A 19,218-nucleotide genomic window follows, 5' to 3' on the forward strand; every position below is an offset into this window, starting at 1 on the left:
CTGCGAGCGGCTGTCGCTGATCTTTTTGTTTTTATTGTAGGAAGAGCGTGAGAAGGAGGGAATAACGATGCTGTATTTTGACCATTGCGCGTCTACACCGCCCTATGAAGAGGTCATACAGACGATGATGGAAGTAATGAAGGCGCATTATGCGAACCCTTCATCACTGCATCAGAGAGGCTCGGCAGCGGGCAAGCTGATCGAGCGGGCACGCTCACTTGTGTCGGAGCAATTCGGCACGCGCGGCGGCGAGTGGATATTTACTTCAGGCGGTACCGAATCGAATAATATCGCGATCAAAGGCATCGCCAAACAATATAGCGGGCGAGGCAAACATCTGATCACGACCGCAATCGAGCATGCTTCAGTGTCCGAAACCTTTGCGCAGCTTGAGCAAGAGGGCTTTAACGTTACGTACTTGCCGGTCAGCGCCAGCGGTCATGTGAGCGCGGAACAGGTCGCAGAGGCATTGACGGATGATACGGTTCTGGTCAGTGTTATGCATGTGAATAATGAAATCGGTACAATTCAGCCAATCGAGCAGATCGGACAATGGCTGAAGCAATTTCCGAAAGTATTCTTCCATGTTGATGCGGTGCAAAGCATAGGCAAGCTGCCGATTGAAATTGAACGGTGGGGTATCGATCTTGTCAGCGGATCGGCGCATAAGTTCCGCGGGCCGAGAGGCGTCGGCTTGCTCTATGTAAGAAACGGAATAACGCTGTACCCGCTGCTGACAGGCGGCTCTCAGGAGGAGGGCATGCGTTCAGGAACGCAAAATGTACCTTCGATTGTCGCTGCAGCGAAAGCTCTTCGATTGACCCGTGAGACCGAATCCGTAAGACGAGCAAGCATGTCGGAATTAAGAGAGCAGCTGGTATCTATCGTGGCTTCCATTCCAGAACTGAAGCTGAATGGCGGCGCGCCGCTTGCGCCGAACATCGTCCATTTCTCTTATCCCGGCATGAAGCCGGAGGTCGTCATCCATAAGCTGGAGCAGCATGGTATAATGGCTTCAACGAAGTCGGCTTGTTCGTCGAAGGACAATAAGCCAAGCCAGGTGCTGCTTGCGCTTGGAGCGAGCACGGAGCATGCTTCCAGCGGCATTCGGCTCAGCTTCGGCGATGAACACCGTACCCAGGACATCGATAGTGTAGGCAAGGCGCTGCGGCAGATTGTCGCGGAGCTTAAGCCGCTCGAGAGGAGATTGACTTAAGATTGTTATACGATCAAATTATTGTGCGCTACGGCGACTTGACGATGAAGGGGCGCAACCGCAATCAGTTCGAGAAGCGGATGCTTCAGCAGGTTAAGCAGGCATTGACGCCGTTCGAGCGCGTCTCGTACTTCAAGTCGTTCGGACGCTTGTACGTCTTGTTGAACGGCCAGCCCTATGAGCCCGTTGCAGATCGCTTGAAGGATCTGTTCGGCATTACGACGATCAGTCCGGTCGTCAGTGTACAGTCGGAGCTGGAAGCGATTCGGGCTGCTGCCTTGACGCTTATGCAATCTATAGAAAAGCCGCCCGCAACCTTCAAAGTAAGCGTGAAGCGTGCGTGGAAAGGGTTTCCACATAGCTCCCAAGAGATGAATCATCTCGTAGGGGGCCATGTGCTGCGGGCCATGGAAGATCTGAAAGTCGACGTCCGCAAGCCTGAGGTCGAACTGAAGGTTGATATCCAGGAGGAAGGTACCTATGTCTTCTGGGAAGTGATTCAAGCAGGCGGAGGATTCCCGTTCGCAACGAACGGAAAGGCCATGCTGCTGCTGTCAGGCGGCATCGATAGTCCCGTTGCAGGGTGGATGGCGCTGCGCAAAGGGCTGGAGATCGAGGCGGTTCACTTCCACAGCTATCCGTTCACAAGCGAGAAGGCGAAGGATAAGGTCGTGGATTTGGCAACGCGGTTGTCTTATTACAGCGGCGCGCCGCTCAAGCTTCATCTCGTTCCGTTTACCGACATTCAGACGAGGCTGGCACAGCAGAAGAGCGATAATATCATCATTACCCTTATGCGCCGCGCAATGCTTCGGATTACGGACAAGCTGGCTGAGCGGAATGGGGCCGGCGGTATCGTAACGGGTGAAAGCCTCGGTCAAGTCGCCAGCCAGACGCTTGCTAGCATGAACGTCATTGGGCGGGCAACGGAGCTGCCGCTTCTCAAGCCGCTCGTGATGATGGACAAGCAAGAAATTATTCGCGAAGCGGAGAAGATCGGCACCTTCGAGACATCGATCTTGCCCTATGAGGATTGCTGTACGCTGTTCCTGCCGAAGTCGCCAAGCACGAATCCGAATTTGCGCATCGTAGAAAAAGTCGAATCGCTCATTCCGGAGCTTGGGGACATGATTAATGCTGCCGTTGAAGGGACAGAGGTGCTCGTTCTTACCCCGAGCGGCGTACAGACGGTCCATACCGAAGGCGAGGACGACTGGTTCTAATTACCACATCCTCAAATACGCCGTTACACACAAGCGCAGGTGTAACGATAAAGTCAAAGAGCCCTCACCTAATGGTGGGGCTCTTTGACTTTATGCGGGATTATTTATCGCTTTGTAGGTTTTGGATCTTTTTCCTCTGACTGCGATTCGTAAGCCAGCCTGCTCCTATAACGATTACGATAATAGCGATGATGAAAGCCCAGTTGATCAGCGGATACCGATCAAAATATTCGGCGAATGATTTCTCGTGCGTAATCATTTTGGCTGCCGTATAGGCGAGGACGCCAGAGCCGATATAAACGATCCACTCGAAGCGATTAATAAGCTTAATGAACAACGTACTGCCCCATACGACGACTGGCACGCTAATGAGCAGGCCGATAATGACGAGCAGCGTATCGCCATGCGCCGCGCCGGCAACGGCGATAACATTATCGATGCCCATTGCCGCATCGGCAATAATAATTGTGCGAATCGACTGCCACAGCGTATTGCCTGCCTGAATATTCTCGTGTGCATCCTCCTGAACAAGAAGCTTGTAAGCAATCCATATAAGCAGAAGCCCGCCAAGTAAATTCAACCATGGAACAGCCAGCAATTGTACGACAAGCAATGTCGCAATAACTCGAATGCCGACTGCGCCAACTGTCCCCCAAATGACCGCCCTTCGCTGCTGCTCCTTAGGCAAATTTCTTGCTGCAAGTCCGATGACGATCGCATTGTCGCCAGCGAGGATCAGGTCAATGAAAATGATCGTGGCGAGCGCCGACCAGAAATCGACCGAGAACAGATCCATTTGACCGCCCCCTCCAACTTGATATCTTGCTGCGGCGTCTGCCGCCTGAATTCAGCCCTGTGGAAAGTATATTCATCAATCATGGACATATTCGCCATAGCTTGTTCATACCACTGATAAGAGGGGGAATGAGCATTGGACAGCGTACTTATTTTTTTGCAGATCGTATTGATAAATGTGTTGTTAAGCGGAGATAACGCGATTGTAATTGCGATGGCGAGCGGACAGCTGCCGCCTCATCAGCGGAAGCGGGCGATATGGTGGGGAACGCTGGCAGCCGTCGGACTGCGGATTATAATTACGCTCGTGGCCATCAAGCTATTGCAAATTCCGTATTTGCAAGCTGCCGGAGCGATATTGCTTCTATATATTGCCGTGAAGCTGCTTGCAGACGCGGGGAGCGGGCATGACGGACATACAGTCAAAAAGGCGGGGAACCTCGGACAAGCCGTCTGGACCATTGTCACTGCTGACTTCATTATGAGCCTTGATAATGTGCTCGCGATCGCAGCGGTTGCGAATGGCGATCTCATTCTCATTCTGCTTGGCATTGCAATCAGCATCCCGATGATCATATGGGGCAGCCAAATGCTGGGCGTGCTGCTGCAGAAGTTTCCGGCACTTTCATACATTGGCGCAGCGCTGCTCGGATATGCGGCAGGCGACATGCTAATGCATGATCCGGGACTGAATAACCTGCTATTCCACGGCTCGAAGGTGCTTGCTGAGGCGATTCCGCTGCTCTGTATCCCGCTCGTAATTGCACTCGCAACCGTCAGCAGAAAGCAGTGGTAACAGGCTTTGTTGTCATTACCGTTCGGAGCCAAAGACGGCTTGAACGGTTTTTTTTGTGAACAGGTATTGTTCACACTGGTATTTTCGTCGCCGTTCCATTAAACTAGTATAGATAAAAACTGTCGTCTTTCGTCAACATCTGCGAATGACTCGTAAGGAGCGGAACGAGAATGCCTAATAACAAATATTCCGCTGGAATTATTTTGCTGTTAGCCGGGGTCGTTATTTTGTTGGGCAAATTAGGAGTATTCAGCTTTATGGGGGCTATCTTTTGGCCGCTGCTCGTCTTAATTCCTGGAGTTCTGCTGCATGTGCTTTATTTCGGCAGACTTCTACCAGCAGCTGCTCTTGTCCCAGGCGGGATGCTTGTCGTCTATGCCCTGTTGTTCGTCGTTTGCAATTTATTTGGATGGGATAATCTGAAATATTTGTGGCCGCTGTTCATTTTCGGCGTAGCAGCAGGCCTTTACGAATATTATTTGTTCGGTTCATCCAGGCAACAGGTTGTGTTCAGGGCGGCTATTGCGCTTGCAGCCGCTTCGGCCGTATTTATGGTTCTTGTATTGATGTGGAGCTGGGGAATCTATGCAATTGCTGTCGTATTGATCGGGGCAGGCGCATGGATGACGATCGGCAGAGGAAGTCGCAGGCGTTGGTAAGGTAATAAATAAAAACAAAATGGAGTGGATTACAAGTTATGCAAGCAAGAGAGAATTTACGGAATATCGCCATTATTGCCCACGTTGACCATGGTAAAACAACATTGGTCGACAAACTGCTTCAACAATCGGGTACTTTCCGCGAGCATGAAGCGGTACAAGAAAGAGCAATGGATTCCAACGATCTGGAACGTGAACGCGGAATTACGATTCTAGCGAAGAACACGGCAATCAATTACAAAGACTACCTGATCAACATCGTGGATACACCTGGACATGCCGACTTTGGCGGCGAGGTTGAACGGATTATGAAAATGGTTGACGGCGTATTGCTCGTAGTCGACGCTTTCGAAGGCTGCATGCCGCAAACAAAATTCGTATTGCGCAAGGCGCTTGAATCGAAGCTGACTCCGATCGTTGTCGTGAACAAGATCGACCGTCCGAACGCAAGACCTTCTGAAGTGGTTGATGAAGTGCTTGACCTGTTCATCGAGCTTGGCGCGAATGACGAGCAGCTTGAATTCCCTGTCGTATACGCATCGGCGTTGATGGGTACGTCCAGTCTTGATCCTGAGAAACAAGATGAGAACATGGAAGCGATGTACGAAACGATCGTCAGCCATATCCCATCGCCTACGGAAGACGTAGAACAACCGCTTCAATTCCTGGTAACTCTGCTCGACTACAACGAATACTTGGGACGTATTGCGATCGGCCGCGTAAACCGCGGTATTATTCGTCAAGGTCAACCGGTTGCCGTTATGACGCGCGAAGGCGGCACGAAGCAAGCAAGAATCGAGAAGCTGTTCGGCTTCCAAGGCTTGAAGCGTGTTGAGATTGCTGAAGCAGGCGCTGGCGACATCGTCGCTATCGCAGGTATCCGTGAGATCAATATCGGCGAGACGATCGCTGATCCGACGAACCCTGAGGCGCTTCCTGTTCTGAAGATCGATGAGCCGACACTCCAAATGACGTTCCTTGTTAACAACAGCCCGTTCGCGGGACGTGAAGGCAAATGGGTTACATCCCGTAAGCTTCGCGAACGTCTGTTCAAGGAGCTTGAGACGGACGTAGCGCTTCGCGTTGAAGAAACAGACAGCCCGGACGCGTTCATCGTATCCGGTCGCGGCGAGCTTCACCTCGGCATCTTGATTGAGAATATGCGTCGTGAAGGTTACGAGCTTCAAGTATCGAAGCCGGAAGTTATTATCAAGGAAATTGACGGTCAGAAGAGAGAGCCTTACGAGCGCTTGCTAATTGACGTGCCTGAGGAAAGCATGGGCGCGGTTATGGAGAGCCTTGGAACTCGCAAAGCCGAGATGGTCAACATGATCAACAACGGCAATGGCCAAGTTCGTCTGGAGTTCATTATTCCAGCACGCGGCTTGATCGGCTACCGTACACAATTCCTAACAATGACTCGCGGTTACGGCATTATGAACAGCGCATTCGACAGCTATGGTCCGCTTGCGGGCTCTAATGTCGGCGGACGTCACCAAGGCGTACTCGTGGCAAGCGAGAACGGAGTATCGACATTCTACGGCATGATGGGCGTAGAGGATCGCGGTATCCAGTTCTTGGAGCCGGGTGCTGAAATCTACGAAGGTATGATCGTAGGCGAACACACGCGCGAGAACGACATTATCGTCAACATCTGTAAAGTGAAGCAGCTTAACAACATTCGTTCCGCAGGTAAGGACGATACCGTTACGCTGAAAACTCCGCGCCTATTCTCTCTAGAGCAAGCGCTTGAGTATTTGAACGATGACGAGTATTGCGAAATTACGCCGAAGTCGATTCGTCTTCGTAAGAAGATCTTGAATAAGAGCGAGCGCGAGCGTGCGGAGAAACACCGCAAAACAGCTCAAGCAGGCGTTTAATAATGAAGATGGAGCTAAGGTTTTGCATCATGCAAAACCTTAGCTTGTACTTAAGGAGGAAGTTCGAATTATGCAGGAATGGCTAAGCGACCATAAACTCGTTTCTTATCTGCTTATACTCGGATTTACAATTTATATTTTCAACAAGGTGTTCCGGGCACAGCAGAAGCTGCCGTTGTTTAAGGAAATACTCGTTTATGCGCTCATTGCATTTGGTTCTTTCGTCTTGATGATCTTGCAGGTGGATAAGCTGCCGATTATTCAATGCATGGGTATTGCCGTTCTTATGATGCTTATGCTTCGGGGCCGCCAACTCTACGACAAATGGAAAGGCAACAGGCCGGATGATGCATCCTCGCAGAAGGCGGAGCCTGGCAAATGAAGCTTGAGGACGCTCTATTCAATTGGCTGCAAATTCAGATCGTATCAGCGGCTAGACCCGAAGATGGTGCCGCCGCCGATACGCTTGCCTTTTTTGCGCAAATATTGGTAGAGGATCATCAGCTCGACCGTTTCGAGATCATGAAGACGGACGATACGATGATTCATCTGAGGTACGAGAAGGATGGACGCTCGAAGCTGCAGCTCTTTCCGCGTGAAGCGGCTGAGCAACTGCTGGCGGACATCGAATCCAATCCCAAATACAACTAGCTTGAAGGTGGATACTATGAGTCAAGGATCGACTTCATTGCCTCCAAGATCGAGCTCGCGTCAAACGCCGTCCAATCAACCTAAAAAGCAGAAACCGAAGAAGAAACGTTCGATTCTAAAAACGTTTTTCGTTCTGCTGTTCGGGCTGCTGCTTCTCGTTGCGGCGGCTCTTGTTTATTTAGTGTTCAAGACGGATGACGCGATCAAACAGATTGGGGCAGACAACAACACTGTAGTCATACCTAAAGGTGAATCGGTTAAGGAGAAGCCTGTCGGCCTCGTGATCATGGGGCTTGATTCGCGCTCTCACGGCGGAGGCTTGAATACGGATGTCATGATGGTTGCAGCATTCAATCCAACGTCCAAGACGGCGACAGTTGTGTCGATTCCGCGCGATTCGAGAATCGATGTGGACGGCTACAAGACTCGCAAGGCTAACGGCTATTATGCGGCATTTTATAATACGGCAATTAAGGAAGGCATGGAGAAGGAAGCTGCTCATGCGGAGGCGAAACGCCATTCGCGCGAGATGATGAGCGAATTCTTCGGCATTGACGTCAAATATTCGGCAGTCATCAACTTCCAAGGTTTCGTCGATGTCGTCGATGCGCTTGGCGGCGTAGAGGTGGATGTTGATATGCGAATGAAATACAAGAGCAACGCGGACGGCACGGACATTGACCTACAGAAAGGTCTGCAGGAGCTGAATGGCGATAATGCGCTTGATTTCGTACGATATCGTCAATCGAATGACGGCAAGAACATGTCGAGCGACTTTGACCGCAATAGACGACAATCGGAAGTGTTAGGGGCACTTGCCGACAAGATGAAGTCGTTAAGCGGGATTTCGAAGATCGACAAAGTCATTGATGCGGTTGGCGACAACATGACGATGGATATGCCTTCCAAAGAAATTAAGGCAATGATTGCAAGTTATTTCGGCATGGGTGGCGGGGATATTACGTTTATTCCGCTTGAGGGTAATTGGAAAAGTCCTTACGTATATTTGGATGAGCAAAAGCTGGATGAAGCGCGTACCGCTCTGCAAGCAAAAATGGCTGAATAACCGTAGACTCGGCTTAATAAACTGGGTATAATAATGCTACGCAAACCAATTTCCTATCTAAGGGAGGCTATGCGATGGTGATACCTATTCCAGTACGAACCGGACGAGAAAACGAGGTTAGAAGCAGCCTTTCCTTCTTAGCGAACGCTGATCCTTCTTGGTATTTAGCGAGTGAGAAGGACCGTGATGCTATGGGTTGCGGCTTGCGCTTGTCCGCAGGCAAAGAGTTCCATATCATTGCAGACGACAAATTTGCAGCGGATAGAATGGATGTACAAGTATCCGCCGCCATAGAGAAAGCCTAGTGAGCATTCACTAGGCTTTTTGCGTCTTTTGGACCGTATTTGCAAAATCTTCATAAGTTATTTCAAAGAACTTTATTGCTTTTTATTATTTTTCAACTTCGGTTCTTGCTGAACGTCGCCAGAATCTGGCATGAGATCTCTTGGCATCTGCGGGACGATACGTCCGATAATATCGGCCATCTCTTCAGCAAAGCCGGCAATTGGCCTTCCTCTTCGAATGTCGTCGCCGATCTCATTAATGCGCTCAGTAAGATCCATGTCTGCCGTCACGAGCGCATCGATTCCGTAAGGGTCCTTGCGGAAAGCTTCGGCAACCGAATATTTTAAGGTGCCTACCCGAGAGCGTTCGAGATTGGCGTCCACGTCAATGCCGACGATTGCCGTATTTCCGAATACGACGCAACGGGCATTTTTGACACCGTCGACGCCCTCAGCAAGCTGCTCCAAATGCTTCGCAACCTGTTCGGAGCTTTTTATTTCTTTTTTGCGCGGATCGGTTTGCTGGGCCTCCACGCGGCCATTATTTTGTGGAGAGGGTGATGATTCATTACGTGCGACGGTGCTGCAGCCTGTCGCTACAATCGCAATAATGAACGCAGAAGCGAGCCATTTGAACATGAATTCCACCTCTTTTTAAGCGTGCTTAGTGTAATGCTTAGTTGTAATGACACTTGACGTATAGGAACGTATATGATTTTGGTCATACTTTCTCTATACGTTTCGACGAAACGATGGCGTTATAGAAGGACGCCGTCAGGCGTTTCTTCTTATCTGCCCTAGTGTAACCGATCGCTGCTCACACTATGTACAACGCAAACCATTAGCAAGGCTCGCTAAGCTTCTAATGAATTTCCTACGCCGGGAGGGTTCTCATGAAAAAAATATTCGTGCTTGATACTAATGTGCTGCTTCATGATCCGCAAGCGATCTTCGCTTTCGACGATAATGAAGTCATTATTCCCGCGGTTGTACTAGAGGAAATTGATTCGAAGAAGAGGCTGGCCGACGAGCTTGGCCGCAACGCCCGGACGATATCCCGCTTGCTCGACAAGATGCGCGAGAACGGTCATTTGCATGAAGGCATCGTGCTTCCTGGAGGAGGCTTGCTGAAGGTAGAGCTGAACCATCGCAGCTTCATTCGCGTACAGGAAATGTTCGGAGAAATGTCCAATGACAACCGAATATTGGCTGTAGCGCTTAATTATCATAATGAACAAGACAATGAAACGGAGAAGCGCAGTATTGTGCTCGTCAGCAAAGACGTGCTTGTCCGAATTAAAGCGGATGTGCTCGGCCTGCAGGCGCAAGATTATTTGTCCGACAGAGTGGTCGTCTCGTCAGACTTCTACGCAGGCTATATGACACTGTACGTTCACCCCGCGGTCATTGACGAATTCTACTCCTACCGTTTCTTGACGATTAATAATATGCATCTGAATATTCGATTGAATCCGAATGAATTCGTTATTTTGCGGGACGAGATGGGCACATCCAAATCCGCGCTTCTCAAGGTGAGCCAGGACGGGGTGAAGCTTGAACCGCTCTTCCTTAGCAACGATCCCGTATGGGGCATTACGGCGCGCAATGCCCAGCAACGAATGGCGCTTGAGCTGCTTCTTAATGACGATATTCCGCTCGTCACGTTAACGGGTAAGGCAGGGACGGGCAAGACGCTGCTCGCGCTTGCAGCCGGGCTGCTCAAGGTAGAGGATGAGCATAAGTATAAGAAGCTGCTCATTGCGCGTCCCGTCGTTCCGATGGGCAAAGATATCGGTTATTTGCCAGGGGAGAAGGAGGAGAAGCTTCGTCCTTGGATGCAGCCGATCTACGATAACCTCGAATATTTATTCGATACGAAGAAGTCCGGAGACATCGACAAAATTTTAATGGGACTCGGAAGCATTCAAGTCGAAGCGTTAACGTATATTCGCGGAAGATCGATACCGGGGCAGTTCATTATTATTGACGAAGCGCAAAACTTAACGAAACACGAGGTGAAGACGATCGTCTCGCGCGTCGGTGAGGGCAGCAAGATCGTCCTTATGGGCGATCCGGAGCAGATTGACCATCCTTATCTCGATTCTATAAGCAACGGCCTTACACACATCGTTGAGCGCTTTAGAAGCGAAGGCATTAGCGGCCATATGACGCTGGAGAAAGGCGAACGCTCGAAGCTTGCGCAGCTCGCTGCCGACTTGCTGTAGACGACTGCAGATGGAGCTGTTGTTTGTGAAGTGGAGGAGTGCAGGGTTTGCCCTGCTCCTCCACTTTTCTCATTTTAGAGCAGAAAGAGGCAATGGCAGCTTATCCTTGTGGCAAAAAAGGGCTTTGGACAAATTATGGATTTATTGCTATCCTATGTGTGGAGATCAAATAGCCGGAGAGGAAGAAAGCTGTGTCCCTGAGAAGATGGATGCCCCTTGTGATCGGTGCTATCCTCATCATTGCTTTGCTAGACATTCCGTTATCCCCTGGCGTCGATCCGACAAGCACGGGCAAACCGGACGGCAAGTCAGTCGATCAGCCCCCGGGCGGAGAACAGACGATTGATACTTCTATTGAACTAAATGTAAACGTTTCCGTTAACGCTGAGCAATTCATGACGCTTAGTCAATTGAATCGAACTTTTATGATGAAATATCCACATATTAAGGTTAAATTGTTGAATCAAGCGAATGAGAGCGAAGCTTATTCATCATGGCTGGAGCAGAGCCGGCAAGGAACACCGGCAGATGTGATGCTGCTTCCGAGCCCTTGGATTAGGCCGTTCGCGATGCAAGGGTATCTAAAGCCTGTCGACAGCCTGCTGACCGGGGACGCGCTCTCTGACCAAATGTCCGGCCTGCTGGAGCCTCTTAAGTGGAATGGCTATGTCTGGGGCGTGCCGAAGGACTATAATCCGTATCTCGTCTTCTGGAACTCTCAGCTGCTCGCGGAAGCGGGCTTATCCGTCCCGCCTGGCACTTGGCAAAGCTTCGAGGAAACAGCGCTTAAGCTGAACGAGCTGAAGCCGGAGGCGAAGCTTGTTAACCTCGTGCCGGGCAATCTGCAACAGCTGCTCGTCTGGCTGCATACCTTCGATCCGAAGGGCAGGGCAAATAGCGAGTTCCTGTTGAAGTCGGATGCGTCGCTCGTCGGGCAATTGAACTGGCTTCAGCTTGCGGAATCGCGAATTAGTAAGATTGGCGCGCAAGGGAGCAGTTATTTGATCGGCGATGCGGTTAATAAAAATGAGCTGCTTGCTGCCATCCTTCCGTGGTCCGACTACTTGGAGTTAACCGAGTCCGTTCAGAGCCGCTTGAAGATTGACCGTGATGCGATCGTCAGTCCTTGGCTTAATGCGCGCAGCTTCGCAGTCTCTGCTCGTACTGAGGCGGAAGACGAGGCGCTGTTATGGATAGAGGAGATGACGGATTCATACGCGCAACAACAGTTCTATGAGGATTCGGGTGTATTGCCGTCCCGGTCATCGCTATTCGGTCTAAGCAACACCTACCAATCGGAGCAAGCTATTGTTCCGCCTTCTTGGTGGGTTGGGATTATGAATGATTTGACTAATGCGGAAAGTTCCGCAGCCATCGATACGGACTGGCCCGATCAATGGCTGGATTGGCAATCGCAATGGGAGGCTCATATCGACGGTTCGCCGCAGTTTTTCGCATTCGGCGACTATATCGCCAAGTATAAATAAAACAGCGGCTGTTCCGTACATACGGTGAGCCGCTGTTTATTTTTTTTGTTACAGGTAAGGGTCAGAGATTGATGCTCAGCTTGACGATGAGCTCGCCGTCCGTAATTTCGACGGATTTGGCTTTTAGGAACGAAATAATAAGTCCGGGGTAGAAGCCAAGATCGAATTCTTCTTCTAGAGATGACCGTGTCGTATCGGGCAACGCGAATCCGTTGAAGAGCAGTTCCTCAACATGAAAGATAATGCCGTTCTTAGGTTCGTCCTGTACGGTATAAGTGCCGGTAATACTTAATTCCATGTTGTCGCGCTTGCCGGTAGCCGTCACCTTGTTGTCTGCGAAAGTGAAAGCGAATCGTTCGAACATTTCATTTTGTTCGCGCAGGAAGGCGTTTAGATCGTCCTGCGGCACGCGGAGCGTATAGTTGAAACCTTCGATTTCCAAATACGATTTGTTGTCCTGTACCCAGGAAGGCAGCTTCTGCATCGCTTTCGACAGCTCGCGGAAATATTGTCTTACTTCCTTAAGCCCGGCCGTCTCCCAAAACGAGGTCAGCTCGTTCATCATCAGACGAAGCCGTTCGGCGTCAGACCTTCCTGCAAGCTGCTCGTCTAACTGCGCCTCAAGCGCGAGCACTCGGCTTCGCTGCGACTGAAGCCGATCCTCCAGTTCGCTGAGTGCGGCCTGCCGATCCTTAAGCTGCTCATACCCTGCCTTCACCTTCTCGTATTGCTCCGCGTAGCTGTTCAAGGTATGCTTGTCATGTGTAAGCAGGATGTCTACATAATCGATAATTTGAAAGAGATCAGGCAGCGAATTAGCCGACAGTAAAGCCGTAAATAGAAAATCCCGTTCTCCCATATAGTAGGCACGCAGAACACTTCCTGCCTGCTCGCGCTTGCTCTCAATCTTCTCCTGCTGAGCAGCCAATTGCTGCTCGGTGTCGGTCATCGTCGCCAGCAATGTCTGTTTCTCCTCTTGAATGCGGCCGATCTCTTTATCAATCTCGACAACGGATAAGCTTTTCTCAAGAACGGAGTGGACGTCGTCATCCAGCTCTAGCTGAGGCTCGGCCGAAACGGGGAGTCGGATTAACAGCAGCGCCGCGATTAGCGCGGCAACGCCTGTCAAGGCGATACGTCTTCGAATGGCGGGTTGTCTCACCGGCATCCTCCTTCCTCAGCATTCATTTTATGCGGCAATCAATTCTATTATATCTTACATCTGGAAAAGGATGAAACATACAATGAACGATAGCGGTCTGAAACGGCGAATTGAGCAGAACATATACCAATCAGCCTTACAAGGCTGGATTACGGATGAAGGCGGTATACGACGAACGATGCCTTGCATAAGCTTTCGCGAGTATATGAATAGCTGCCTCTATGACGATAGGTATGGCTACTATCGAAGCGGGGCTGTTCGGGTCGGCAAGGAAGGGGACTTTTATACAAGCTCAGCAGTTGGAAGCGTTATGGCTAGGTCACTGGCGGCCTATGCGGTGAACTTCAGGCGCGAGCTCGGAGAGCCGCCGTTTCAGCTTGTGGAATGGGGAGCTGGGACAGGTCGGCTGTCAACTCAACTAGTGAACGCTTGCATATCCTTCGATGCGGAATGGGCCCATCAGGTGAGTCACGTACTCGTGGATGATAATCCAGTGCACCGGGAAGCGGCGGCAGCTGCAGCAGAGCTGCAATTGGCGGAAGCTGGAGGCCGGCAAATAAGCATTCTCTCCTCTCCTCAGGCATGGGCTATGGAATGGAGCGGATGGAGCATGGTACTGGCTAACGAGCTGCTGGACGCGTTTCCCGTTCATCGCGTGCAGCTATATGGAGGAGAGCTCGTTGAGCTTGGTGTTGCATGTGACGAGGTGAATGGCTTTCGTTATGTTCGAATGTCGCTTACGGACGAATGTATTGAGCAGTCGCTCGCTCGGAGCGGCATAAAGCTTCGCGAGGGACAGATAACAGAGGTGAATTTGGACGCCGAGGCTTGGCTGGGCAAGCTGGGAAGACAACTTAAGCGAGGAAGGCTTGTCGTGATCGATTATGGTCATGAGGCGCAGGAGTATGCGTCAGAGCACCGCATGCAGGGAACGCTGCTCTGTTATCGCAAACATCAAGCCAGCGATAATCCGCTTCTTTTTCCCGGCGAGCAGGACATCACTTCGCATGTTAATTACACGCAAATACGGGATGCTGCTGAACGTCAAGGGTGGCGGACGGTCTATTATGCGACTCAAAAACAATTTCTGCTCGATAACGGAATTATGGAGGTTCTGCAGCAGCATGACGGACGCGATCCGTTCAGCGCCGAGGCTCGAATGAATCGAGCGGTGAGGCAATTGCTGCTTAGCGATCAGATGAGTGAAGCGTTCAAGGTGCTGGTGCTTGAAAAATAATAAAAGAACGACGCCTGTCCATATGGAGGGCGTCGTTCTTCATTTTGTTCTCTTTTGTTGTTTTGTTGGTTAGAAAGGTAGATCCATCTTGAATACGGACCAATACGTGAAGCCTACAAAAGCAATGACCATATATCCCCAGAACATCACTATGTAAGTTTTCTCGGAGAAATTCAAGTACCCCAAAAAGACAAAAGCGACGGCTTGAGCGAAAAACAGTAACGCAAACTCCGTCATGTGGCCTGCGAAAGCCATTAGTCCGATTACCAAGGTCCAAAAACCAAGTACTCGATACATGCGCGCCATGATAACATCCCCCTTCCGCTAAGACCCGATTTTCTAGAATCATTATAACGTTTGCCCAAAGGAGTGTAAACCTTCAAGCGTGACGAAATCGCAAACTTTTTGTCCGAAGCCTTCGGTCTGTCTTTAGTTTGCACCAATATGGCGGCAAACATGTATGATTGTTTGAAAAAATGGTTATACAAATTAGTATCCAATAGATTCTATGAACTCTACCAAGGGCATAGAGATAAGTAAGCGCCTTTACGTTAGGAGGTTATGGTTGCATGACAGCAGTCAGACAAGATGCGTGGAGTCCGGACGATGATTTAATTCTCGCCGAGGTTACACTACGCCATATTCGAGAGGGTAGTACCCAGCTCGCAGCATTTGAAGAAGTAGGCGAGCGTATCGGGCGCACTTCCGCAGCATGCGGATTCCGCTGGAACAGCTGTGTTCGCAAGAAATACGAGGAAGCGATTCAAATTGCGAAACAGCAGCGCCAGAAGCGCAATTATTTGAAGAAACAAACGATAGTGGCAACGCCGCATGTATCATCGCTAGCGGTATATGAGACGGAGGAGCGCAGTCTAGGTCTTGGACGCGATACCGTTTCTATGGAAGAAGGTTTGTCGGTAGACGCAGTTATTCGTTTTTTGCGCGGCTGGAAGACGACCTATCAGGATTTATCGCGTCAAATCAAGCTGTTTGAGAAAGAACTGAAAGACAGGGACGAAGAGTTATATCGACTACGGGACGAGAATGAGAGATTGTCTCGCGAGGTTAATAACGTCCAACATGATTACCGTGCGGTCAATGACGATTACAAGACATTGATTCAAATTATGGACCGCGCTAGGCGATTGACTGTATTGACGAATGAAGAAGAAGCAAAACCGCGTTTCAAGATGGACGCAAACGGCAATTTGGAACGTATTGAATAAGTTTATAGGAAGGACCTGGGAAAGAGGCTTGCCGAGCGAATAGCGGCAAGCCTCTTGCTCGTTGCCGGGACGTTTGTTACCATGTAACGGAAGCGGTAGAGGGGAATATTGGAATTTCGGAAGGGGCATTAACGTGCATATACATGTCGTCGGAGCGGGCTCCATTGGACTATTAATAAGCGCGATGCTCGCCGCAGCCGGCGCCAAAGTGACGATTTGGACAAGGTCGAGGGAACAAGCAGATCGGATAGCAAAGCAGGGACTGCTCCTTCATCGGCTAGATGGAACGGAGCAGGTCGTAAATATAGAGAGCAACTGGATTGAGAATACCGATGCGGACATTTCCACGGACGACGGGCACGCTTCGAGATGGATCATTGTCACAGTGAAGCAAACGCATCTGAACGATGTGCTGCTCTCCCATATTGCATCGCTTGCCGGAGCGGCTCGCGAACGACAAGGATTCACAGCCGTACTTGCTCTGCAGAACGGAATCGGGCATATGCAGAAGCTTTATCAGACGCTCCCTGAGGTGCCGCTTTATGCCGCAGTCCTATCGGCAGGCGCCAGACGATTGGACTTGCGTGCCGTAAGCCATACGGGCGAAGGGGAGCTCTGGTTCGGGGTCGTAGATGAGAACACGAGCAAATGGGATAATAGTCGCGTAAATGAGCAAAAAATGTTGCTGATTGCGCTTCAAACGGCAGGATTTACCGCTTTTCTGTCGAATGATTCCGAAGAGATGCTGGATCGGATCTATAATAAACTGCTGGTAAATGCCGTCATTAATCCGCTCACATCCATCTTCGACGTTAAGAATGGCGACTTGCCGCTCCAGCCGCAACGTGAATTGCTCATGCGGGCACTTTATGAGGAATCGGAGCAGGTTCTGATGAAGGCGGGAATGAAGCCAATAAAAGAAGGCTGGCAACGCGTGCTTGATGTGTGCAGCCGGACTAGCGGGAATGTATCTTCCATGTTAAGCGACGTGAGGGCAGGGCGGGCGACGGAGATCGATGCCATTAACGGCGGCATCGTGGAGCTTGCAAAGCGGCAAGAAGTAGATGTGCCGCTGAACCTAGCCGTCATTGCGATGATTGGAGCGATGCAGGCAAGGACGATTCCGAAAGGAGAGAGCTAGGATGGATACGATATGGAATAGTATTGTACATATATACGGTTATTTGGCGATACTCCCGGTCATTCCTTTCATCATCGTCTTTTTTGCGTATAAGATTTATGCGAAGGATACAAAGAAGGCGGTACGGCTCGCTATGGACGTAACGACGGTTTTTCTAATCGGCATCGTTGCCGTATTGTTCGACAAGCAGTTCGGGAGCAGCTTCGGGCTTTACGGAATTCTTCTCGTCATGGTTCTTGGAGCGGGTTTGCTTGGAAATGCGCAATTCCGCAAGCGCGGAGTTGTTGACGCGAAAAAAATTTTTCGCACCATCTGGAGGCTTGGCTTCTTCTCTATGGCACTAATGTATATCCTGCTCATGTTCATTGGACTGGGGCAAGCTTTTTTCAAAATATAAATGCGTAAGTTGCCTCGCTGGCGCGCGAGGCGTTTTTGTTTTGACGGGCGGCTTATCCTTTGTGTACAATTGGAGCACGGACGACAAGCAATTAGGAGGGTTTTGGCTGCGCTATGAATAACGAAACGTATAAGCTGACGAGTGCTCAGCCTTTGACAGAAGCATTCATATATCGGACAGATGAACGAGTTCATGATTTGTACGGCTATCATCCCGGAAATGAGCAGGACTGGGCCTCGAGGCTCGATAGACTTGCTGCAAGCGCCAATGTAAGAGCGAATGCGACGGATGTTGCCAACGTATTAACGGCTTATCAGGCGGGGTTGAAGCCGTCTTCAGAGACCGCTTCGAATATTGCCGCCATTGCGGAAGGGGCGCCGGTCGTCATAGGCGGCCAACAGGCTGGACTTTGGACAGGGCCGCTTCTCGTTATACATAAAGCTGTATCTATTATCGGCGCCGCCAAGTCGGCGAGCGCGCAGCTGGGAAGAAAGGTTGTGCCCGTGTTCTGGATTGCCGGCGAAGATCATGATTGGGATGAAGCGAATCATGCTTATGTGCTGACTGCGGAGCAGGAGTTGCGCAAGCTGAGCTTGGCAAGACCGGAAGGGGCTCGCACCTGTGTAAGCCGGACGACAATCACGGAAGAGGTATGGGAGCAGCTGCTGCAAGAGCTTGAGGCAGCGTTGCCGTATTCCGAGTTCAAGGGACCGATCGTTGAAGAGCTGCGCGAAATGGCGCAGCATTCGGGCTCGTTGTCGGATATGTTCGCTGCAATTCTTAGCCGCCTGTTCGGCAACGAGGGACTTGTGCTGCTGGATGCCGACGACCCGGCGCTACGCCGCGTTGAAGCTCCTCTATTCAAGCAAATAATCGAGAGAAACGATGAGCTGGAGCAGGCGTATGCGGCTGCTGCTGATCAAGTAAAGTCGCTAGGTTATTCGCCGCAGGCCGATGTTGTAGCGGGCAGTGCGAACTTGTTCCTTTTCCAAGCGGATAAGGGGGATGAGCGTACGCTGCTGCATAAGCATGGCGGCTCGTTCCAAGATCGCAAGCAATCGATATCGCTGACGAAGGATGAGCTGCTGCAGCTTGCAGAGAGCCGTCCGGAGCAATTCAGCAATAACGTATTGACGCGTCCGATTATGCAGGATTATCTGTTCCCGGTGCTTGCGACGGTGCTTGGCCCAGGCGAGATCGCCTATTGGGCGTTGACCGGCGGTGCATTCCGTACGCTTGGCATGGAGATGCCGATTATCGTTCCGCGCATGTCGTTTACTTTAATCGAGGGAACGGTCGCGAAGCATATGCAGAAGTATGAGCTGAGCTTCGCCGATGTGATGGAGCAGTTCGAGGATCGGAAGGCGGAGTGGCTGAAGCAGCAGGACGGCCTCTCGATTGAAGGACAGTTCGATAGCGCGAAGCAAGCGTTCATCGAGCTATATAAGCCTCTGCTCGATCTGGCGACTTCGGTAGCTCCATCGCTTGCGAAGCTGGGCGACACGAATATGCAAAAAATCGTAGAGCAGATTGAATATATGGGCTCGAAGACGGTGGATACGTTCAACAAACAGTTCGAAGCGTCTATTAGGCAATTAGACCGAATCGGCTTGTCCATTAAGCCGGCGGGTAAGCCGCAAGAACGTGTGCTTAACATGGTAATCTATTGGAATAGATACGGTCTTAATTGGTTGGATAAATTGCTTGAAGCGCCTTATAGCCGTTCAGGCGGTCATGAAATCGTATATTTATAATACTGGAGGCTGACGAACC

The 19,218-nt window shown here is 50.6% G+C and carries 20 protein-coding genes; 16 read left to right on the forward strand and 4 right to left on the reverse strand.

What is annotated here, in order from left to right; translation table 11 throughout:
- Positions 1–67 precede the first annotated feature (67 nt).
- Together AC0YN0_RS05565 and thiI are read left to right on the forward strand one after the other, a co-directional pair.
- Positions 68–1,216: a cysteine desulfurase family protein gene (locus AC0YN0_RS05565; RefSeq protein WP_475820372.1), complete on the forward strand. Its 1,149-nt coding sequence runs from the start codon at positions 68–70 to the stop codon at positions 1,214–1,216.
- A gap of 2 nt (positions 1,217–1,218) precedes the next feature.
- Entirely contained in the window at positions 1,219–2,439 is a 1,221-nt protein-coding gene (gene thiI / locus AC0YN0_RS05570; protein ID WP_475820373.1) for a tRNA uracil 4-sulfurtransferase ThiI, read from the forward strand.
- 100 nt (positions 2,440–2,539) lie between these two features.
- Here the strand turns inward: thiI and AC0YN0_RS05575 are convergent, their stop codons facing one another.
- On the reverse strand, positions 2,540–3,235 hold the full coding sequence (locus AC0YN0_RS05575; RefSeq protein ID WP_475820374.1) for a TerC family protein: 696 nt from the start codon (positions 3,233–3,235) through the stop codon (positions 2,540–2,542).
- A gap of 135 nt (positions 3,236–3,370) precedes the next feature.
- Between AC0YN0_RS05575 and AC0YN0_RS05580 the strand changes: the two genes are divergently transcribed.
- The 7 genes from AC0YN0_RS05580 to AC0YN0_RS05610 all read left to right on the forward strand — a co-directional run bounded on the left by AC0YN0_RS05580 (position 3,371) and on the right by AC0YN0_RS05610 (position 8,591).
- Entirely contained in the window at positions 3,371–4,030 is a 660-nt protein-coding gene (locus AC0YN0_RS05580) for a TerC family protein (RefSeq protein ID WP_475820375.1), read from the forward strand.
- 170 nt (positions 4,031–4,200) lie between these two features.
- Entirely contained in the window at positions 4,201–4,689 is a 489-nt protein-coding gene (locus tag AC0YN0_RS05585) for a hypothetical protein (protein ID WP_337098594.1), read from the forward strand.
- A gap of 38 nt (positions 4,690–4,727) precedes the next feature.
- Positions 4,728–6,569, forward strand: coding sequence for a translational GTPase TypA (gene typA / locus AC0YN0_RS05590; RefSeq protein WP_475820376.1), 1,842 nt, complete (start codon positions 4,728–4,730; stop codon positions 6,567–6,569).
- 70 nt (positions 6,570–6,639) lie between these two features.
- A complete protein-coding gene (locus AC0YN0_RS05595; protein WP_442051902.1) occupies positions 6,640–6,951 on the forward strand; it encodes a YlaH-like family protein in 312 nt (103 codons plus the stop codon).
- Positions 6,948–7,220, forward strand: coding sequence for a hypothetical protein (locus AC0YN0_RS05600; RefSeq protein WP_475820377.1), 273 nt, complete (start codon positions 6,948–6,950; stop codon positions 7,218–7,220). Before AC0YN0_RS05595 ends, AC0YN0_RS05600 begins: the two co-directional genes overlap by 4 nt.
- Before the next feature lie 16 nt (positions 7,221–7,236).
- Complete coding sequence (locus tag AC0YN0_RS05605; RefSeq protein ID WP_475820378.1) at positions 7,237–8,286, forward strand: LCP family protein; 1,050 nt, start codon at positions 7,237–7,239, stop codon at positions 8,284–8,286.
- A gap of 74 nt (positions 8,287–8,360) precedes the next feature.
- On the forward strand, positions 8,361–8,591 hold the full coding sequence (locus tag AC0YN0_RS05610; protein ID WP_475820379.1) for a hypothetical protein: 231 nt from the start codon (positions 8,361–8,363) through the stop codon (positions 8,589–8,591).
- Positions 8,592–8,663: 72 nt separating this feature from the next.
- Here AC0YN0_RS05610 and AC0YN0_RS05615 read toward each other — a convergent pair whose 3' ends face one another.
- Complete coding sequence (locus AC0YN0_RS05615) at positions 8,664–9,209, reverse strand: YhcN/YlaJ family sporulation lipoprotein (protein ID WP_475820380.1); 546 nt, start codon at positions 9,207–9,209, stop codon at positions 8,664–8,666.
- Between the two features lie 254 nt (positions 9,210–9,463).
- Here AC0YN0_RS05615 and AC0YN0_RS05620 point away from each other — a divergent pair, with 254 nt between their 5' ends.
- Together AC0YN0_RS05620 and AC0YN0_RS05625 are read left to right on the forward strand one after the other, a co-directional pair.
- On the forward strand, positions 9,464–10,795 hold the full coding sequence (locus AC0YN0_RS05620) for a PhoH family protein (protein ID WP_337098601.1): 1,332 nt from the start codon (positions 9,464–9,466) through the stop codon (positions 10,793–10,795).
- 191 nt (positions 10,796–10,986) lie between these two features.
- Positions 10,987–12,282, forward strand: a complete 1,296-nt coding sequence (locus AC0YN0_RS05625; protein WP_475820381.1) for an ABC transporter substrate-binding protein — start codon at positions 10,987–10,989, stop codon at positions 12,280–12,282.
- Between the two features lie 61 nt (positions 12,283–12,343).
- On the opposite strand, the gene AC0YN0_RS05630 is transcribed toward AC0YN0_RS05625, so the two are convergent.
- Positions 12,344–13,444, reverse strand: coding sequence for a coiled-coil domain-containing protein (locus tag AC0YN0_RS05630; protein WP_475820382.1), 1,101 nt, complete (start codon positions 13,442–13,444; stop codon positions 12,344–12,346).
- An 82-nt stretch (positions 13,445–13,526) separates the two neighbouring features.
- Between AC0YN0_RS05630 and AC0YN0_RS05635 the strand changes: the two genes are divergently transcribed.
- Positions 13,527–14,681 carry a class I SAM-dependent methyltransferase gene (locus AC0YN0_RS05635; RefSeq protein ID WP_475820383.1) on the forward strand — a complete coding sequence of 385 codons (1,155 nt, stop codon included), beginning with the start codon at positions 13,527–13,529 and terminating at the stop codon, positions 14,679–14,681.
- Positions 14,682–14,750: 69 nt separating this feature from the next.
- Here AC0YN0_RS05635 and AC0YN0_RS05640 read toward each other — a convergent pair whose 3' ends face one another.
- Positions 14,751–14,987, reverse strand: a complete 237-nt coding sequence (locus AC0YN0_RS05640; RefSeq protein WP_337098605.1) for a DUF2626 domain-containing protein — start codon at positions 14,985–14,987, stop codon at positions 14,751–14,753.
- 263 nt (positions 14,988–15,250) lie between these two features.
- Between AC0YN0_RS05640 and AC0YN0_RS05645 the strand changes: the two genes are divergently transcribed.
- The 4 genes from AC0YN0_RS05645 to bshC all read left to right on the forward strand — a co-directional run bounded on the left by AC0YN0_RS05645 (position 15,251) and on the right by bshC (position 19,199).
- Complete coding sequence (locus AC0YN0_RS05645; RefSeq protein WP_442051910.1) at positions 15,251–15,907, forward strand: RsfA family transcriptional regulator; 657 nt, start codon at positions 15,251–15,253, stop codon at positions 15,905–15,907.
- 133 nt (positions 15,908–16,040) lie between these two features.
- Complete coding sequence (locus tag AC0YN0_RS05650; protein WP_475820384.1) at positions 16,041–17,048, forward strand: ketopantoate reductase family protein; 1,008 nt, start codon at positions 16,041–16,043, stop codon at positions 17,046–17,048.
- Between the two features lies 1 nt (position 17,049).
- Positions 17,050–17,445, forward strand: a complete 396-nt coding sequence (locus AC0YN0_RS05655) for a DUF3397 domain-containing protein (protein WP_337098608.1) — start codon at positions 17,050–17,052, stop codon at positions 17,443–17,445.
- Positions 17,446–17,558: 113 nt separating this feature from the next.
- Positions 17,559–19,199 carry a bacillithiol biosynthesis cysteine-adding enzyme BshC gene (gene bshC, locus AC0YN0_RS05660; RefSeq protein WP_475820385.1) on the forward strand — a complete coding sequence of 547 codons (1,641 nt, stop codon included), beginning with the start codon at positions 17,559–17,561 and terminating at the stop codon, positions 19,197–19,199.
- Positions 19,200–19,218: the final 19 nt, after the last annotated feature.

The organism is Paenibacillus sp. J22P218, from assembly GCF_056269195.1.

Excerpts from the sequence above, each read along its gene's own strand:
- AC0YN0_RS05645 (WP_442051910.1), top strand. The coding sequence starts at position 15,251 with ATGACAGCAGTCAGACAAGATGCGTGGAGTCCGGACGATGATTTAATT.
- bshC (WP_475820385.1), top strand. The coding sequence starts at position 17,559 with ATGAATAACGAAACGTATAAGCTGACGAGTGCTCAGCCTTTGACAGAA.
- AC0YN0_RS05635 (WP_475820383.1), top strand. The coding sequence starts at position 13,527 with ATGAACGATAGCGGTCTGAAACGGCGAATTGAGCAGAACATATACCAA.
- AC0YN0_RS05595 (WP_442051902.1), top strand. The coding sequence starts at position 6,640 with ATGCAGGAATGGCTAAGCGACCATAAACTCGTTTCTTATCTGCTTATA.
- AC0YN0_RS05565 (WP_475820372.1), top strand. The coding sequence starts at position 68 with ATGCTGTATTTTGACCATTGCGCGTCTACACCGCCCTATGAAGAGGTC.
- AC0YN0_RS05655 (WP_337098608.1), top strand. The coding sequence starts at position 17,050 with ATGGATACGATATGGAATAGTATTGTACATATATACGGTTATTTGGCG.
- AC0YN0_RS05610 (WP_475820379.1), top strand. The coding sequence starts at position 8,361 with ATGGTGATACCTATTCCAGTACGAACCGGACGAGAAAACGAGGTTAGA.
- AC0YN0_RS05615 (WP_475820380.1), bottom strand. The coding sequence starts at position 9,209 with ATGTTCAAATGGCTCGCTTCTGCGTTCATTATTGCGATTGTAGCGACA.
- AC0YN0_RS05605 (WP_475820378.1), top strand. The coding sequence starts at position 7,237 with ATGAGTCAAGGATCGACTTCATTGCCTCCAAGATCGAGCTCGCGTCAA.
- AC0YN0_RS05640 (WP_337098605.1), bottom strand. The coding sequence starts at position 14,987 with ATGGCGCGCATGTATCGAGTACTTGGTTTTTGGACCTTGGTAATCGGA.
- AC0YN0_RS05575 (WP_475820374.1), bottom strand. The coding sequence starts at position 3,235 with ATGGATCTGTTCTCGGTCGATTTCTGGTCGGCGCTCGCCACGATCATT.
- AC0YN0_RS05585 (WP_337098594.1), top strand. The coding sequence starts at position 4,201 with ATGCCTAATAACAAATATTCCGCTGGAATTATTTTGCTGTTAGCCGGG.
- typA (WP_475820376.1), top strand. The coding sequence starts at position 4,728 with ATGCAAGCAAGAGAGAATTTACGGAATATCGCCATTATTGCCCACGTT.
- AC0YN0_RS05600 (WP_475820377.1), top strand. The coding sequence starts at position 6,948 with ATGAAGCTTGAGGACGCTCTATTCAATTGGCTGCAAATTCAGATCGTA.
- AC0YN0_RS05620 (WP_337098601.1), top strand. The coding sequence starts at position 9,464 with ATGAAAAAAATATTCGTGCTTGATACTAATGTGCTGCTTCATGATCCG.